At 47.5% G+C, this 16,632-nt stretch carries 14 protein-coding genes; 9 read left to right on the forward strand and 5 right to left on the reverse strand.

Annotated elements, in window-relative coordinates; all coding sequences use genetic code 11:
- Window positions 1–116: 116 nt before the first annotated feature.
- A complete protein-coding gene (locus FGT79_RS20330; protein ID WP_138754674.1) occupies window positions 117–1,277 on the forward strand; it encodes a Gfo/Idh/MocA family protein in 1,161 nt (386 codons plus the stop codon).
- Here the strand turns inward: FGT79_RS20330 and FGT79_RS20335 are convergent.
- Both FGT79_RS20335 and FGT79_RS20340 read right to left on the reverse strand, forming a co-directional pair.
- On the reverse strand, window positions 1,274–2,173 hold the full coding sequence (locus FGT79_RS20335) for an AraC family transcriptional regulator (RefSeq protein ID WP_138754675.1): 900 nt from the start codon (window positions 2,171–2,173) through the stop codon (window positions 1,274–1,276). The two genes, FGT79_RS20330 and FGT79_RS20335, sit on opposite strands and share 4 nt — an antisense overlap.
- Window positions 2,174–2,257: 84 nt before the next feature.
- Window positions 2,258–2,596, reverse strand: coding sequence for a L,D-transpeptidase (locus FGT79_RS20340; RefSeq protein WP_138754676.1), 339 nt, complete (start codon window positions 2,594–2,596; stop codon window positions 2,258–2,260).
- A gap of 203 nt (window positions 2,597–2,799) precedes the next feature.
- Between FGT79_RS20340 and FGT79_RS20345 the strand changes: the two genes are divergently transcribed.
- Both FGT79_RS20345 and FGT79_RS20350 read left to right on the forward strand, forming a co-directional pair.
- Window positions 2,800–3,552, forward strand: a complete 753-nt coding sequence (locus tag FGT79_RS20345) for a hypothetical protein (RefSeq protein WP_138754677.1) — start codon at window positions 2,800–2,802, stop codon at window positions 3,550–3,552.
- A gap of 75 nt (window positions 3,553–3,627) precedes the next feature.
- Window positions 3,628–4,104 (forward strand): 2-thiouracil desulfurase family protein, encoded by a 477-nt coding sequence (locus tag FGT79_RS20350; protein ID WP_138754678.1) that lies wholly within the window; start codon window positions 3,628–3,630, stop codon window positions 4,102–4,104.
- A 123-nt stretch (window positions 4,105–4,227) separates the two neighbouring features.
- Here the strand turns inward: FGT79_RS20350 and uraA are convergent, their stop codons facing one another.
- A complete protein-coding gene (uraA, locus tag FGT79_RS20355) occupies window positions 4,228–5,538 on the reverse strand; it encodes a uracil permease (RefSeq protein WP_138754679.1) in 1,311 nt (436 codons plus the stop codon).
- Between the two features lie 141 nt (window positions 5,539–5,679).
- Between uraA and FGT79_RS20360 the strand changes: the two genes are divergently transcribed.
- Both FGT79_RS20360 and FGT79_RS20365 read left to right on the forward strand, forming a co-directional pair.
- Window positions 5,680–6,108: an NfeD family protein gene (locus FGT79_RS20360; RefSeq protein ID WP_138754680.1), complete on the forward strand. Its 429-nt coding sequence runs from the start codon at window positions 5,680–5,682 to the stop codon at window positions 6,106–6,108.
- Window positions 6,109–6,114: 6 nt separating this feature from the next.
- Window positions 6,115–7,044: an SPFH domain-containing protein gene (locus tag FGT79_RS20365; protein ID WP_138754681.1), complete on the forward strand. Its 930-nt coding sequence runs from the start codon at window positions 6,115–6,117 to the stop codon at window positions 7,042–7,044.
- Window positions 7,045–7,262: 218 nt separating this feature from the next.
- Here the strand turns inward: FGT79_RS20365 and FGT79_RS20370 are convergent, their stop codons facing one another.
- A complete protein-coding gene (locus tag FGT79_RS20370; RefSeq protein WP_138754682.1) occupies window positions 7,263–9,020 on the reverse strand; it encodes a sensor histidine kinase in 1,758 nt (585 codons plus the stop codon).
- Between the two features lie 16 nt (window positions 9,021–9,036).
- Window positions 9,037–10,605: a response regulator gene (locus tag FGT79_RS20375; protein WP_138754683.1), complete on the reverse strand. Its 1,569-nt coding sequence runs from the start codon at window positions 10,603–10,605 to the stop codon at window positions 9,037–9,039.
- A 193-nt stretch (window positions 10,606–10,798) separates the two neighbouring features.
- Between FGT79_RS20375 and FGT79_RS20380 the strand changes: the two genes are divergently transcribed.
- From FGT79_RS20380 to FGT79_RS20395, 4 genes are all read left to right on the forward strand, one after another.
- Entirely contained in the window at window positions 10,799–11,788 is a 990-nt protein-coding gene (locus tag FGT79_RS20380; protein ID WP_138754684.1) for an ABC transporter permease, read from the forward strand.
- 25 nt (window positions 11,789–11,813) lie between these two features.
- Window positions 11,814–12,701, forward strand: coding sequence for a carbohydrate ABC transporter permease (locus tag FGT79_RS20385; RefSeq protein WP_138754685.1), 888 nt, complete (start codon window positions 11,814–11,816; stop codon window positions 12,699–12,701).
- Between the two features lie 102 nt (window positions 12,702–12,803).
- On the forward strand, window positions 12,804–14,423 hold the full coding sequence (locus tag FGT79_RS20390; protein ID WP_246096519.1) for an extracellular solute-binding protein: 1,620 nt from the start codon (window positions 12,804–12,806) through the stop codon (window positions 14,421–14,423).
- A gap of 68 nt (window positions 14,424–14,491) precedes the next feature.
- Window positions 14,492–16,552 (forward strand): alpha-galactosidase, encoded by a 2,061-nt coding sequence (locus FGT79_RS20395; protein WP_138754686.1) that lies wholly within the window; start codon window positions 14,492–14,494, stop codon window positions 16,550–16,552.
- Window positions 16,553–16,632: the final 80 nt, after the last annotated feature.

Below are 16,632 nucleotides of genomic sequence, written 5' to 3' on the forward strand. Positions count from 1 at the left end.
TTTACAATAGCCTTAAAGAAAACCGCAAAGTAGCACTATTTTTCAACAAGGTATGCATACATTTGGGAGCGCTTCCTTGTTAAGTTGATAGCATGACGATGAAGGAGGGTAAGACGGTGCTTAAAGTAGCTATTATTGGCGCAGGAGCCATTTCGAATGCACATATTGAAGCTTATTTAACGTTTCCGGAGCGGTGCAAGATTGTCGCGGTCAGCGACATTTATGTAGAAAAAGCGCAAGCTCGCATAGAGGATCATCAATTGGATGCGCATGCTGTTAGTGATTATAGGGAGCTGTTGCAGCAGGATCTGGATATCGTATCGATATGCACACCGCCGTATACCCACGCAGAGTTGGCTGTTGCTTTTCTCGAGGCTGGGGTGAATGTGCTGGTTGAGAAACCAATGGCCTCATCCTTAGAAGAATGCGACGAAATGAACGAGGCTGCGAAGAAAAGCGGGAAGCTGCTGTCGGTTGTTGCTCAGAACCGCTTCAAGACACCATTAATGAAGCTAAAGTCGGTGCTTGATAGCGGTCTAGCTGGTTCAATCGTCCATGCCCAGATTGATTCCCACTGGTGGCGGGGTCATTGCTACTATGATTTATGGTGGCGCGGAACGTGGGAGAAGGAAGGCGGCGGCTGCACACTTAACCACGCGGTTCACCATATTGATGCTTTGGTGTGGATGATGGGTCGGCCTGCGGAGGTTCAAGCCTTCATGACGAACGCAGCGCATGACAATGCTGAAGTGGAGGATATATCCATCGGTATATTTCGTTACGGAGACGGTGCTCTCGCCCAGGTTACGAGCTCGGTCGTGCATGATGGGGAAGAGCAGCAGCTTATTTTCCAAGGGACGAAGGCTCGTGTATCAGCGCCTTGGCGGGTAGCTGCATCTACGTCAAAGAAGAATGGTTTCCCAGAGTCTAATAAGCGGCTGGAAACAGAGCTGCAGCAGGTGTATGAGGCTTTGCCAGAGGTTGTCTATGAAGGACATGCCGGTCAAATCGACAATCTACTAGCTGCAGTAGAGGGTAACGCGCCACTGCTTATTGACGGCGACAGCGGCCGACAGACGCTGGAGGTCATCGTTGGCATATATAAAGCGGCGAGTACAAAGCAGCTTGTCTCCTTCCCGATTCTGCCGGAGGATCCGTTCTACTCGCGCAGCGGCATGCAAGCGAATGCTATTCATTTCTATGAGAAGACCAGCTCAATTGCCAATTTCGCTGAACAGGCAATTACAGCGGGCAGTGATTATAAAGCGCAGAGCTAAGTAGGCATAGGGTAACGCTTGCTGCGGAACTGCTTCCGATATTGATGCGGCGTAATGCCAAGCTGTGATTTGAACAGCTTGCAGAAGTATGAGCTATTTGTCAGGCCTATTTCTTCTCCAATTCGGCTTATTGAAAAGTTTGAAGAGGTCAGGAGCAATATGGCCTGTTGTATTTTTTTGGCGGCAATATAGTCGGATATGCTGCTTCCCGTGCAAGCCTTGAACAAGTGGGAGAGATGGTGGGGGGACAAGTGAAGCTCGCTGGCCATCTGCTCCAGCCGCAGCGGTTCTTTGTAATGCAGCTGCAGCCATTCCAGTATTCGTTCGGCTTGATGAGGCAATCTTAATGGTGTCTTTGCAGATGAAGACTTTTGACGCTGCTCCCACATAGGCCGGAAGGCTCTCAGGAAGGCAATAAGAAACAAAGAAAACTCCTCGTAATAATCGCTTTTGGACATAGAGGGTAGAGTCTGCTCCCAGCTTCTCAGCAAGTAATCGAGCGGTTCTGCCTCTTCTGCAGTATATATGCAAGACTCTGTCAGGCTACCCATATGAATATGTTTGTAGAAGGCCAGAAGGCTCGGCCATCTCTCCAGATAACCCTCATACAAAGTCGGCTCATAATGCACGATGGAACGAATGAAAGGTGTGTCAGGACTAAGCTCCACCTGTACATGATGCAGTTGATAGGGCTGGAATATGCAGATCATGCCTGGCGCAAGCGTATAGCTTTTTTGCTCGACAATAAGCGTTCCTGTGCCCTCATGTATAATGAGCAGTTCAAGCCCTTGATGGGCATGAAAAGTCCCTTCATAGTAATCAGGCTTGTCGTTCTTACGTTTGTATGCAAAATAAAATGGAGCATCTGTTAGATTGACGTTATGAATGTAAGACAAGCCGGGTCACATCCTCACTTCAAAAAGTTGGTTCCTGTTCATAGTGTATCATAATAGAACGGACTTTTTGGAGTGAGCAGGCAGCTAAGGGCGTATGGTGACTCGTGTATTGATAGGCACTATGGTTGATAGTGCGACAACGTCCGTATTGTACATACGAATGCAGCCATGCGACACGAGATGACCGATCGAAGCGGGATCATTAGTGCCATGAATACCATAATGAGGCTTTGATAGTCCCATCCAGAAGGCTCCGAACGGACCACCGGGGTTAGCTTGCTTATTAATGATGAAATACTCGCCTGTAGGGGTCTGAGTAACCATTCTTCCGATCCCTACGGGAAATGAGCGCGTGACGATATTGTCATCAAGCAGATGCAGCATCCGGTCGGAAAGATCGACGATGATACGGTAGTTGGGCATTTGACTCCACTCCTTTGTGTTTATGTTATGAAGTGGGGAGGCTATTTGCTTCAACTATGAGCAAAATGAACGGTGTGGGAAGCATAGGAATCAAGACAGCAGCGGGGATCAACAATATTTTCAGCTAAGATGGTTAGCGGATATGGTAAACTTATCTTATGGCTGCATATGAGTTTTAATAGAGAAGAGAGTTGAATAGTGAAATGAAGCATCTATTCGTGCCGGCGTGTATCTTAATTTTTATTATTATTGCAGCAGCAATGATGGGCCGATCACAAGCCTTGGATCCGCAGATGGTCGAACAAGCCATTAGTATCGTGAAAAAGGATTGCGAGAAATGGTGTCTTGACTCCAATTTGTTGATTGAATCTAGAGATCTCGATTACAACGGTGATCTTAGCGTAATCATAACGACTAAAACGGATCAAGAGCATGTAGCGAGTTATGCTGTTAATCCCGATACATGGACATACACATCATTTATATGGCGCTATGAATATGAGGTGATTCAGAATGGAGCAAAAGAACGTGCAGCCCGGTATAAGGGACTGCAATTCACATTAATGAAAGAGCATGACCAGTTATTCGGCTCCTCGAAGGTAGCAAGCATTAGCTTGGAGGGAAAAGAAATCGCGAAATACAGAGGTCAGTTGATAACGATGTTCGGCCCTGCAAGCCATGAATCGGAAGATTATGAGCAGGGCTTCATGTATAGGATTGAGGCTGAGGACACAGCAGGAAACCAGTGGAGCTTGTCCGCCTATCAAGGCCAAAGCGGCTTTGCAATTGGTGGTTATCAGGAGCAGAAGGACGTGGATGCGATTGCATATGCGCTGGTAGAGGAGCTGAAAAAAAGGGAACCAGCGGATTTTGAAGCGGAAATGATCGATGAGGATACGGGGGCTGTCGTCGTATATGGCTGTAAGAACGGCGAGTGTTACACAGGCATTGGATAATGAGAACTTACGTATAGAAAAGTAGATTGTAAACGACATCAGGTGCCTTTCGAGCGGGAGAATGAGGTGTAATTCATGATTGTGGTCAGTGCTTGCTTAGCTGGATTTGAGGTTAGATATAACGGAACTCATAGTCTGAATGATACTGTTCGAGAGCTGTTGAACCAGAACAAAGCGGTTTCGGTATGTCCTGAATTGCTCGGAGGCTTCATGACGCCAAGAGAACCTGCGGAAGTCATCGGCGGGGACGGAGATGACGTGCTGAATGGAACGGCGGAAGTGGTGGAGCTCTCTGGCAGAGTGGTAACAGAGCTCTATGTGAAAGGCGCTTATATGACGCTCAGTAAAGCTCAAGAGGTTGAGGCATCTGTAGTCGTTCTGAAAGAGTACAGCCCCTCCTGCGGGAGCGCTATGGTCTATAATGGCGAGTTCAAAGGGATAAAAGCAGCAGGTAACGGTGTCACAACGGCTTTGCTTAGACGAAACGGTATAAAGGTCATTTCGGAGGAAGAGCTGGAAGAATATTTGAAACTAGTGGGCCCGCAAGTTTGAGTATTGGATAATAAGCCGATGCTCAGTTGCAGCGTTGATGAACATAAAATTGAAGTCTGTCCTTCAGGCTTGAACAAAGGCTGTCCGTGTGAGGTTAATAACCTTCATGGACAGCCTTTGTTGTTAATGACCCGAAGACTCGAAGTCGTTCGAGAGCTTGAGCACCTCGAACAGTTTAAACAATAGGCTCAGTAAGATCGCGACTACAGTTGCGAGTGCCATGCCTGTTAAAGAGAACTCGCCGATCGTCAGCTTCACGCCGCTTAGTCCTGTTACGAGAACAACCGTCGTTAGGAAAAGGTTGGTTGGCTTGCTGTAATCTACTTTGGATTCAACGAGCATACGGAAGCCGGATGCGGCGATAACTCCGAATAGCAGCAGTGATACGCCTCCCATTACCGGCGTCGGAATACCTGAAATAAGCGCCGAGAATTTACCGGAGAATGAGAGTACGATAGCAATTACTGCTGCACCGCCGATAACGAATGTGGAATAGACCTTCGTAATGGCGAGTACGCCGATATTCTCGCCGTAGGTCGTATTCGGTGTGGAACCCACGAAGCCGGATAGGATGGTAGATATACCATTGCCCAGCATAGAGCGGTGTAGTCCAGGATCCTTCGATAGGTCCTTGTCCACAATGTTGCCCGTTACAACGAGATGGCCGATGTGCTCTGCGATGACAACAAGCGCTGCGGGGGCAATTGCAATAATCGCTGTCCATTGAAACTCAGGTAAAGTAAAATGCGGCAATTGTACGAACCCGTTCTCCGAAAGCTTGCTGAAGTCGGTGTAGCCCATGAAATGCGCGAGCACATATCCTGTGACGATTCCGATCAGAATCGGAATGATACGCATAAAGCCGCGAAACAGCACAGAGCCAAGAACGGTTACGGCAAGTGTAACGGTAGAGAGCATGACTAGCTTAGGATCCATAGTCCAAGCTGCGGCTTCTGCAGAATTCAGGCCTGAAGGCATGATCCAGCCCGCCATCTGTGCAGCTACGGGAATCAGTTCAAGTCCAATAATGGCAACGATTGCTCCCATAGCTGCTGGAGGGAATACAATGTTAATCCAGTTGGTGCCAGCTACTTGAATAATGAGCGCGACGATCGTGAAGATAACGCCTGATACTATAAATCCGCCTAGCGCAGCTGCGTAGTTGCCGCCCCCAGCAGCTTGGTCGCCGATGACAGCACCAGCAGGTGCAAGAAAGGCGAAGCTTGATCCAAGATAAGCAGGAATTTTGTTATTGCATATCCACAAGTAGAGCAGCGTGCCGATTCCGTTCATAAGCAAGCAGACAGCCGGATCGACGCCGAGAATGTTTGGAACGAGTACGGTGGAGCCAAACATGGCGAATAGATGCTGTAAGCTTAGCAGAAAGCTTTGCAGTGCAGGTGGTCGGTCTAGAACCCCGATTGTGTTTTTCATGGTCAAGATTGCCTCCAATAATATGTAGTTTGTGAAAAGACCCTTGATGATTCTACATACTCATTATCGGTTTGGCAAGTGTTTTCTTAATCATAGGATGAACATGCGTGAATATATTAATGGAGAAGGGGCGGTGACTGCATGGAACTTTGGGCAATCTGGCTCGTGCTTGCCGGTATTTTGCTGGTCGTTGAGATGCTTACGCTTACTTTTTATTTGCTATGGTTGGGCGTAGGAGCCATTGTAGCAGCCATTCTGGACTGGATCTGGCCAGGCTCGCTGGTACTTCAGCTGTTGGTGGCTTCTATTATCGTATTAGTGCTTATGGTTTTCACGAAGCCGATCACTCGCCGTTTCCAATTGGCTGCTGGTTTCACAGATGCGGTTGATGAATTAGTTGGCAAGCATGGCATTGTGCTGGAGGAGATCGGAGCAGATTCACCTGGCATCGTTAAGGTAGGGAATGAAACATGGAGCGCACTGTCTACGGAAAAGCTTACAAAGGGCGAGGCTGTTGTTGTCATTAGTCGGGGAAGCGCGATGCTCCGCGTGCAAAAATGGGGAGGTTAGCTGTAAATGGGCATTATTGTAGCTGTTATTTTGTTAGTGATCGTTATCGTATTCGTCTCCTTATCGATAAAGATTGTGCCGCAGCAAAGAATTGGCGTCGTAGAACGCCTCGGAAAGTTTAATCGTTTGCTGACGCCAGGCGTCAACATTCTTATTCCGATTATCGATCATGTTCGCACCTATCATGATCTGCGGATCCAACAGGCTAACGTACCACCGCAAACGGTCATTACGAAAGACAACGTCCAAGTGAAAATCGATACGATTATTTTCTATCAGGTGACGGGACCGGAACAGGCTACATATGGCATCTCCGATTATGTATATGGTGTACGGAACATCAGTACGGCAACGATGCGCCAAATTATTGGCAAGATGGAGCTGGATGAGACATTGTCTGGACGGGAGAAAATATCATCAGACATTCGGATTGCACTCGATGAAGCGACTGAGAAATGGGGCGTTCGCATCGAGCGGGTCGAGGTTATTGATATTCAGCCGCCTGTTGATATTCAGGATGCAATGGATAAGCAAATGAAAGCTGAGCGCAGCAAGCGGGCGATGGTACTAGATGCGGAAGCCGCGAAGCAGGATATGATTCTGCGGGCGGAAGGTGATAAGCAAAGTAAAATATTAAAGGCTGAAGGTGACAAAGAAGCGCGTATCCGCCAAGCGGAAGGTCAGCGTCATGCGCAGGAGCTTGAGGCGCTTGGGGAAGCGAAGGCGATACAGTCCATTGCCGAAGCAGAGAAAAGCCGAATTGAGCTTATACGATCGGCGGGACTTGATGACCATATTTTGACGTACCGTTCGCTGGAAGCATTAGCCGAAATAGCGAAGGGGCCGGCGAATAAAATATTCATTCCAACCAGAGTTGTTGATACGCTCGGAAGCATTGGTGCAATGGGTGAAATGCTGAAGGCGGTCAAAGAATAAGCGGCGACATATGTGGTGGTCTAAATATCGTTGCCTCATCAATTCCCGGATTAGCAACCGGCGGGATGCTTGCAAGTAAATCTACTTGGCGCACAGTCCAAGCTTTTCAAAATCAAGGTAAAACAGTAGGAATCGTACGCCGCGCTTAATCGAAGAACCCCCTTCGGCATTCTTATGCCGAAGGGGGTTCTTTGGTCATTTATGTCAGTGCAATATGCTTACCGCCCGGGAATACGAATCGTAACAGTAGTGCCAATGCCGAGCCTGCTGTATATCGATACACCGTAAGAATCGCCGTACAGCAGCTTAATCCGATTATCGACGTTGCGAATCCCATAGCCGGATAATGCGTCACCTCTTGCTGGAAGCTCCTGAGAGCGGCTCTCCTGCATGCGCATACCCATTCCGTCATCAATGACCTTGAGGATAATATCTGGGCCTTCCCGGTAAGCTTTGATCATAATGTTGATACCGAGCTTATCGTCCCAAATGGCATGGTTCATCGCATTCTCTACGAAGGGCTGCAGCGTCAGCTTGACGATCGGACAAGGCAAAACGGATTCGTCGATCTGATAATGAACGCGAATAAGCTCGGCGAAGCGAATCTGCTGGATCGCTACGTAATAACGGGTAAGCTGTATTTCTTCGTGGATCGATATTTTGTTTTTCCCTTTATTTAAGGAAATGCGGTAAAACTTAGCGAGATCGGTGACCATTTTATTCATTCTAGGATCTGAATTACGAATGGCAAGCGACGAGATAGAAGCGAGCGTATTGTACAGGAAATGCGGGTTAATCTGGGCTTGCAGTACATTCATTTCCGCTTCCTTTTTATCGATTTCCTTCTTGTACACATCAGAGATGAGATTGCTCAGCCGCTGTGACATTTTGCGAAGTACATTCCCAAGCTGTCCGATCTCGTCACGGCCAAGCGGACGAATGTCAATATGCTCGAATTCTTCCCGCTCAATACGGCGGATGATGCCGACTAAATATTCGACGCGCTTAGTGAACAACCTAGCTGTCACATAAATAAGCAGCGCCATAACGCTGAAGCTGATCAGCGCAAAGATAAGTATCCTTTTTGCCGTGTTATTAGCTTTGGATAGGAAGCTGCTATAAGGAACGAGCGTGACGCTTTTCCAGCCGAACTTGGTCGTGTTATAGACGACCAGCATTTTTTCACCATGAAAAGTGCTGTCGAAGCGCCCTTCCGCACTATCAGGAAAGTCAGTCGTTATAAATTGCTGCAAAGGAAGGTTAAGCATGCTTTTATCCTTCGTAGACATAATGATGCCTCGTTCGTTCACGATGAGAACGGTTTTGTCCGCGGACTCTTTCTCCATCAAACGAAATATATCCGATTCAAGGATGTTGATCGTCAAGATGCCGTATACCGTATCTAGCTTACCGACATTCAACATGCGCGCGAGGGTGAACATCGAAGGCTGATCGATGATCGGCGGCGTGGATAGGAATCGAACATTCCCATAGGTGTTGAGCAGCGAGCTATATATGACCGATTTGCGGAATTCGTCATCCATCCTTCTGATATAAATATCGTCTGTTGGAAGCGAGTCGTTGTTGATATAAACCGAAATTGATTTAATATCTGGATTGGTTGTCAGCATGTTGGAGAAGGTGCTGTTAATGTATTGATACGCATCCACGTACAAGGATGGATCAATTGAATAATCGTTCGTCAAATAGGCACGGAGTGTGCTGTTTAGATAGAGCGTTGCCGAAAGCTTCGTGTAGGTATCCAGCTTGTTCTCTAAGTTCGAGTTAATCTGGGCAACTGACGATACGGAATTCGTATACATCTGGTCAGAAAGCTCACTTTTGACCGTTTGATAGGAATAGGAAACAAAGAAGAGCAAGGGAATAATCGCACCGAGTAAAAACATGAGAAACAGCTTTTCTCTCAGTCGTAAATTATTAAAGGGCCTGGTCAGCCAGCCCGTTAGCCGTTTCATGCGTACTCACTCCAGCCTAAAAATACATTTTCCGAAACTCGTTAGGGGTACTGCCCTTATGCTTATGGAAGATTGAGCAAAAATAAGAGACATTCTCATATCCGACGCTATGGGCAACCTCGCGCACCTTGAGCGCTTTATCCTTCAGCAGCTCAGCTGCGTGATTGATTCTAACCTTTGTCAAATAATCAAGAATGGTTTCGCCCATTTTCTCTTTAAATATCGTACGGATATAGTTCGGTGAGAGATATACCTCCTTGGCTATTTCTTCAACCGTTAACGGCAAATGATGCCGCTCGGCGATAATCCTAACCATTTGCTCAGCGATTGCTTGATTGCGATCGATCTCTCTTTCACTGGATGCTCTTCTCATCTCATCACAGAAATGAAGAACATAAGCCTGAATATGCGCTGCAGAGGGCATCATCGAAATCGCTTTCCAATGATCAGCTAGCAGCAGCTCCTTAAGTGAGCCTGTAAGCAGCATAGAGAAATGCTGCTCCAATGAAGTCAATAAACGGATAATACCCCGAATTGCAAAGTTTCGATCCATGCGTTCTTTTTGAATGTTCATAAATAGCGTTTCAAGCTCTATACGGATTTGCTCCATGTTGCCAGCTTGGATAGAGGAGGAGAGCTTCGCAGCGGTTAGATCAATATTTCCATCGGCTTGCACGGTCGGTTTAAGGTCTTCAGGGGCAATGACGCTGCCGCCTATTCGGTAGAACTTCTCTTCATTGCAGGAGCGGGCTTGCACATAGGCATCCCAAATCTGTTCAAGCTCCATCCGCGGTGAAGACAAGCCTATCGTGATCTCGAATCCGAAAGTAAGGGAAAGCTGCGCTTGGAAGCTTTCCCAGATCGCAGCATCTTTCATTGGCGCATCCTTCCATTGATGGAGAACGAACAACGCATGCGGTGCAGCTTCAACGATCGTAGCGGATGTCCATGACTGACGTGCTAGGGTTCGGATGAGATCAAGCTTGTCGGCAGGAGCAGCAACAGATACCGACGCTGCAACTGCAGGATAGTCTACTGGCGGATCAAAGGTCATGTAAGCCGCTGTGAACGACTTTCCAGCAACAAAGTCGACTGCGCTTTGCTCCCACTTTTTAATCCATTCCGACCGGGCGGTCGGGTCCGGCTCGCTTATCATTCGCATCATCAGCTTCTCGCGTACCCAATCTCCGCTCTGATCGGCCAGTTGATCCTCCTCGCATTTCTTCTTCACTTTCTCAAGGAGGACCAGCAGCTCCTCCATATCGATCGGCTTTAATAGATAGCCAGCAGCTTCAAGATTGAGCGCAGCCTTAATATATTGAAACTCGTTATGTCCGCTTAAATAGATGATTTTTACATTTTTGTCGATTTGCTTCGCGCGTCTGCCGAATTCAAGTCCATCCATAATCGGCATGCGGACATCGGTCAACACGATATCAGGTTTCAACTCGGCGAGCTTGCCAAGCGCTTCCTTTCCGTTGCGCGCGGTTCCCGCCACGGTGATGCCGGTTTTGTCCCACGGCACATAATGCTCTATCGTCTCAAGCTCTATCGCTTCGTCATCTACTAATAAAATACGATACATACCTGTCCCCACCTCTTATCTCATGTAACGGGATGTTTAACTAGTTTATCCGCTATGACGCATTTCAACAATGGAGCATTCGCAAGTGTGTAGCTTTGTGTTATGAATCGGTAAATGCTTGTATAGAATGAGCCGCTCTTACCGACCTATAATGAGAACACAAAGAAGCGCAAGACTGGCAGGAGGCTATCACATGGAATCAATATTGAAAGCGGAACCAAGCAAATCCTTAACCCCGAGTGGAAAGGGCGGTATAAGAAAGGCCAGCGTATGGGGGCGGCTGAAGGAGCAGCGGCTGTTGTATGTACTCATGCTGCCAGCGCTAATCGTCACATTGTTATTCTCGTACGTCCCGATGTTCGGGCTGTACATGGCATTTATTAATTACTCGCCTGGCGGCGGTTCGTTCTTCGGACAGTTTTTCACAACAGAATTTGTCGGACTGGAATGGTTCAACTATTTCTTTACGAATGGCGACTTCTACCGGGTTATGCGCAACACGCTGGCGCAAAGCTTCCTATCGTTGCTGTTCGGTTTCCCAATGCCAATCATTCTAGCACTCATGATCAATGAATTGAGGAACGGCTGGTTTAAGAAAACCTTTCAAACCGTATCCTACATGCCTCACTTTATTTCGTGGGTTATCGCGGCCAATATCATCATTACGGTACTCTCATCCGAAGGCGTTCTCAACAATATACTGACGGGTATCGGCTTGATAGATGAACCGATTCAATTTATGCAGAAGGGGCCGTTGTTCTGGTGGATTATCGCCATATCGAACACATGGAAGGATATGGGCTTTAACGCCATTATGTACTTGGCTGCCATATCGGCTATTAACCCCGAGCTATATGAAGTGGCAAAGGTTGATGGAGCAAGTCGATTGAAGCAAATTTTGCACATAACGCTGCCATCAATCAAGCCTACAATTATCATTCTCGCGATTTTGGCTGTTGGAGGTATTTTGAACGCAGGCTTCGATCAACAGTTTTTACTGCAGAACAATACGGTTCTTCAATATTCAGAGGTTATCGATACGTACACGTATAAATACGGTTTGCAAAACGGGATGTTCTCTTACGGTGCAGCTGTCGGTTTGTTCAAATCGGTCGTCGCTTTCATCCTCGTATTAAGCGTCAACACGATGGCCAAAAAAATGAATGAGCAGTCGTTGTTCTAGTAAAAAAGAAAGAGGAGATCACGCTATGATTAAGTCTAAAAATGACTTTCTGTTTATGTCCGGCGTCTACTTATTTATCATCGCTGTATTTATCGTCACCTTCTATCCGTTCTGGAATATTTTCATTATTTCATTGAATAGCGCTGAGGATACGCTGCGCGGCAATTTATATCTGTGGCCAAGGGATTTCAGCATAGCGAGCTACAAGCAGATTTTATCCGACAGCGAGATTTGGACGGCGATTAAAGTAACTGTGCTGCGAACGCTCATTGGTACGCCGCTTGCAGTCGTAGTCATCAGCATGCTTGCCTTCTCGCTTAGTAAGAAAGAGCTGGTCGGCAATCGCTTCTGGTCACTGTACTTTGTATTCACCATGTATTTCGGCGGGGGTCTGATTCCTTATTACATGGTGCTGAAGAGCTTGCACCTGATCGATAACTTTATGGTTTTTATATTGCCGAGCATGATGAATGTCTTCTATATGATTATCGTGCGGACCTTCATGCAGCAGCTGCCTCAGGAGCTGGACGAGTCTGCCAAAATAGATGGCGCCAATTATATGCAAATTTTTTTCAAAATCATCTTGCCGCTAACGACGCCTGTGCTGGCAACGATCGGTATGTTCACCGCAATTATGCATTGGAATTCGTGGTTTGATTCCTACGTCTTCACCTATAGCTCGGATCTGAAAACACTGCAGGCGGTGCTGGTCAAAATTTTGAATCAATACCAGACAGGGGCTATGGTTGGCGATGCTCAGCAGCTTGCCGACGCATCGAAACGGATGGCGGTATCGCCGGATACGATTCGGATGGCCGCAACTATGGTTGCAACACTTCCCATCTTGATGGTTTATCCATTCCTTCAAAAGTATTTCGTGAAGGGTATGACGCTGGGCGCAGTTAAGAGCTAGTGTTGTAAAACACGATTAGTGGAGGTGATGCGATCGCGCATTCTCAATAATTTGAAATGAAAATGTACTATAATAAGATCACGAACAAGGGGGATTTATACGATGAAAATGAAAAAATGGTTTGTTATGTTTCTAAGCGTTATCGTTGTAATTTCGGTGTTGTCCGCGTGCGGCTCCAATCATACAAAAAATAACAGTAATGCTCCGGCTACTGGGAATGATGCAATTGGTGCTGAGGACGGTAATGAGCCGTTGACCATCACTTTTTTTGATAAAAATACGGGCGATAAATTCAGTAATGCTGTTGCGGCGGAAATTACGAAGCGTACGGGCATTACCGTTGAAATTCAACAGCCGACGGGCAATCCAGCAGAGAAACTAAACCTGATGCTGGCGAGCGACGATCTGCCGGACATGATTATGTTTGACCGCAGCAGTGATCTAGTTAACAAATATATTGAATCAGGCGCCATTATTCCTTTAAATGGTCTTATTGACGAGTATGGTCCGGACGTAACGACGATGTATGGCGATGTATTGAATAAAACACGCTATAAGGACGGAAAAAACTACTACCTTTCCAATTGGTATGGCGTTGAGAACGAACCTGTATATGGCTTTAATATTCGTAAAGATATTTTGAAAGAGCTTGCTCCGGATAAAGCGGAGGGTGGCGTACCGTTCACGGCTTCTGAGTTCAAGCAGCTGCTTCAAGATTTCAAGGCGAAATACCCGACGATCGAAGGCAAGGATACGACCGCGCTTACGATGGATGGTGAAAACTTTGGCGGATCGTTCGGCACATTCAAGGGCATGTTTGGCCTGAAGCAGTTCTACGAGAATAATGGTCAAATTCAATTTGATGTCAAAGACCCTAAATACCGTGTCATGGTTATGTATATGAACGATTTGTACCGCAGCGGCCTGCTCGATAAGGAATGGGCGATTAACAAGAAGCAAGTGTGGGAGCAGAAGCTCGCAACGGGTAACGTGTTCTCAACGACCGGCTCCTACTGGGACCCAGGTGCGGCAAATACGATTCTATTGAAGGATCGCGGCGAGCAGTCGCAGTTATTCCCGTATAAGGTAGTTGCAGACGGCGTAGACCCTAGCAAAACAACGTATGGTGGACGAAGCTCACTAGGCTGGGATGCGATTACGATCACGAAGAAAAACAAAAATCCAGAGCGCACAATGAAATTTATGAACTTCCTTGCTAGTGAGGAAGGACAATACCTCTTGATGTGGGGTGTTGAGAACGTTCACTGGGATATGAAGGATGGCAAACGCACGCCACGTCCTGAAGTGCTGGAAGGCTTTAAAAATGATTTCAACAACTATGCGAAATCTACCGGTATCCGCAAGTGGACTTGGTTTATCAAGAACGGTAAAGGCACAGATGGAATGCCTTATGACCTAGCTGGACGTTATGAGCGTGGTGTTGTCGACCAGATGGCGATTAAGAACTTATCTGATTCCGTTTACGATACCGTACTCTATGATGCATTAGGGCCTCAGAGCGGAACACCTGAAGCACTGAATGAGCAGAAGGTGAACGACATTACGAAACAAGCGTTGACGAAAGCGATTATGGCTAAGACCGCTGAGGATGCGGGCACAATCTATGACAAAATGCTGAGCGACATGAAAGCTGCTGGCGATGAGAAGGTTGAAGCGATCTTTACAACTAACTACAAAGAACGCGTGGAGCTTTGGAAATAATCCAAGCGGCGCATAGAGGAGGCCGGCTCAGTCGGCCTCCTTTTAAATGGATAGAGGAGCTGAAGAAAATGGGAATTGGAGCATTCAAGATTGAGCGTGGTCAAGACGAATTTATTGTGGCTAATGAGGTTATTCAAGCAAAGGCAAATCTCGCGAGTGGTGAGCTTACGCTGCGCTGGAGCAGCGGCGAAGCACTGAGCGGTCTTTATGCCGAAGCACGCTATGGTCTCGCGCAGCTGCGCTCTACTTATTACAGCAGCCATCTCGTTCATGAGGCTGAAATTCAGCCGATCGAGGATGGCTTTGGCAAAGGCCTGCGTTGGTGTTTCGAGCATACAGAGCTTGGAAAGCCGACGCTGCGTCAGCATTTCCGAATGTATGAGCAGCTGCCTTATTTGCTGACAGAGCTTAGCGCAGAGAGTGAAACGGAATGGGAAACGAACGAGCTGACGCCACTAGCTGCCTATTTGAATGATGGAAGTGTAGCTGAATTCGGAGATAGCTCAGAGCCAGTGGAGGAGATTAGAACACTGTTTATCCCCTTCGATAATGATAAGTGGGTGCGGTTTGCTTCCCATGCGATTCCATGCAGCGTACAGAGTTATGAGACGACAGCTATTTATCGTTCGCAGAGCAGAAACGGCTTTGTTATTGGTTCAGTTACACATGATACATGGAAAACAGGGATCGTCGTCGAAGGTACGTTTGCGGAAGCCGTTGGGCGACTCCGTGTCTTTGGGGGCGCAGCCGACATGCAGACGAGAGACACTGTCGCGCATGGCTCTCTTCGCGGGAAAAGCATCGTATCGCCGACAATCTTCGTAGGCGCATTCGCCGATTATCGCGACGGACTTGAGCAATATGGCAAGGCAAATGCTGTACTTACACCAGCACTTCCATGGGAAGGGGGCATTCCGATGGGCTGGAACAGCTGGTCGGCTGTTATGAGCAAGCTGGATTACGATGTGTATACGCATACCTCCGATTTCTTTGCCAAGGAGCTGCAGCAAAGCGGCTTCGCTGATGACAACGACAGCTTGTATGTGAATTTTGATGCGTTCTGGAACAGCCTCCCTGAAGAGCAGCTTAAGGATGCGGTGCGCCGAGTGAAGGGAAATGGACAGAAGCCGGGTATCTATTATACGCCATTTGCGTTCTGGGGAAGTGACCCTGATACGCCAGTTGAAGGAACGGAGGGCAAGGTTCTGTACCGAGAAATCCTTACGAAAGATAGTGCAGGACAGCCTCTGCCGAAGCTGGATGGCGCATTCCCGATCGATCCGACGCATCCGGAAGCACAAGAGCGGATTAAGAGAAGTCTGGATAGCTTTGTGGAGCTCGGATTTGACTATGTGAAGCTCGACTTCCTGACGCATGGGGCGATGGAAGGCTGTTTCTATAATGCGGGCGTGCGGACGGGCATTCAAGCCTACAATATAGGGATGGCACTTGTAAGAGATACGCTTGCTCCAGAGCGAGTCGGACGTCCCTTTTTCATAAATTTGTCTATTGCGCCGTTGTTCCCGCATAGCTATGCGCACAGCCGCCGTGTATCCTGTGACGCATTCGGCATGATTAGCGATACCGAATATATGCTTAATGCTCTTACTTACGGCTGGTGGATCAACGACAGCCTCTATCGGTTTAACGATCCGGACCATGTGGTGCTGTACAAGAGCGACAACCAGCGATCGACTACAGAGCATGAAGGCAGAAGCCGTTTGAACAGCGCAGTCATTGCAGGTACTTCACTACTGCTAGGTGATGATTACAGAGAGCCGGAGGCTGCTAGGCGGGCGAAGGAATGGATGACGAACCGCGAAGTTATGGCACTTGCGCGCTTAGGCGAAACGTTTAAGCCCGTTGAGGGAAGAAGCGGCACCCAGGGGGAGAATTTATTTATGCTTCATGCCGAGCATGGCACATATGCAGCTGCATTTAATTTTGATGGAGATGCCGGGAGCACGATTGTTGCATCATTTGCAAGACTGGGCATAGATTCCTCTAAGGGGATAGTAGTTCGGGACTTGTGGAGCGGGCAAGAGGTGCATCTTGAAGCGGGAAGCGGTGAGCATGGCATCGAACTGGAACCTGCCGAGTCGAAGCTTCTGCTTTTCAAACAAGCTTAATTACGATATAGACAGCTTAATCGGCAGAGAAACGAAGAGAATTGATTATTTAATCAGAAAAACAATAAAATTTGCGAAAA

This window comes from Paenibacillus sinopodophylli (genome assembly GCF_005930355.1).
Taxonomy (GTDB): domain Bacteria; phylum Bacillota; class Bacilli; order Paenibacillales; family Paenibacillaceae; genus Pristimantibacillus; species Pristimantibacillus sinopodophylli.

Bases quoted from the DNA above. Each gene is read 5' to 3' on its own strand.
- FGT79_RS20345 (WP_138754677.1), top strand. From the start codon at position 2,800: ATGAAGCATCTATTCGTGCCGGCGTGTATCTTAATTTTTATTATTATT.
- FGT79_RS20390 (WP_246096519.1), top strand. From the start codon at position 12,804: ATGAAAATGAAAAAATGGTTTGTTATGTTTCTAAGCGTTATCGTTGTA.
- FGT79_RS20375 (WP_138754683.1), bottom strand. From the start codon at position 10,605: ATGTATCGTATTTTATTAGTAGATGACGAAGCGATAGAGCTTGAGACG.
- FGT79_RS20370 (WP_138754682.1), bottom strand. From the start codon at position 9,020: ATGAAACGGCTAACGGGCTGGCTGACCAGGCCCTTTAATAATTTACGA.
- FGT79_RS20340 (WP_138754676.1), bottom strand. From the start codon at position 2,596: ATGCCCAACTACCGTATCATCGTCGATCTTTCCGACCGGATGCTGCAT.
- FGT79_RS20380 (WP_138754684.1), top strand. From the start codon at position 10,799: ATGGAATCAATATTGAAAGCGGAACCAAGCAAATCCTTAACCCCGAGT.
- uraA (WP_138754679.1), bottom strand. From the start codon at position 5,538: ATGAAAAACACAATCGGGGTTCTAGACCGACCACCTGCACTGCAAAGC.
- FGT79_RS20360 (WP_138754680.1), top strand. From the start codon at position 5,680: ATGGAACTTTGGGCAATCTGGCTCGTGCTTGCCGGTATTTTGCTGGTC.
- FGT79_RS20365 (WP_138754681.1), top strand. From the start codon at position 6,115: ATGGGCATTATTGTAGCTGTTATTTTGTTAGTGATCGTTATCGTATTC.
- FGT79_RS20395 (WP_138754686.1), top strand. From the start codon at position 14,492: ATGGGAATTGGAGCATTCAAGATTGAGCGTGGTCAAGACGAATTTATT.
- FGT79_RS20350 (WP_138754678.1), top strand. From the start codon at position 3,628: ATGATTGTGGTCAGTGCTTGCTTAGCTGGATTTGAGGTTAGATATAAC.
- FGT79_RS20385 (WP_138754685.1), top strand. From the start codon at position 11,814: ATGATTAAGTCTAAAAATGACTTTCTGTTTATGTCCGGCGTCTACTTA.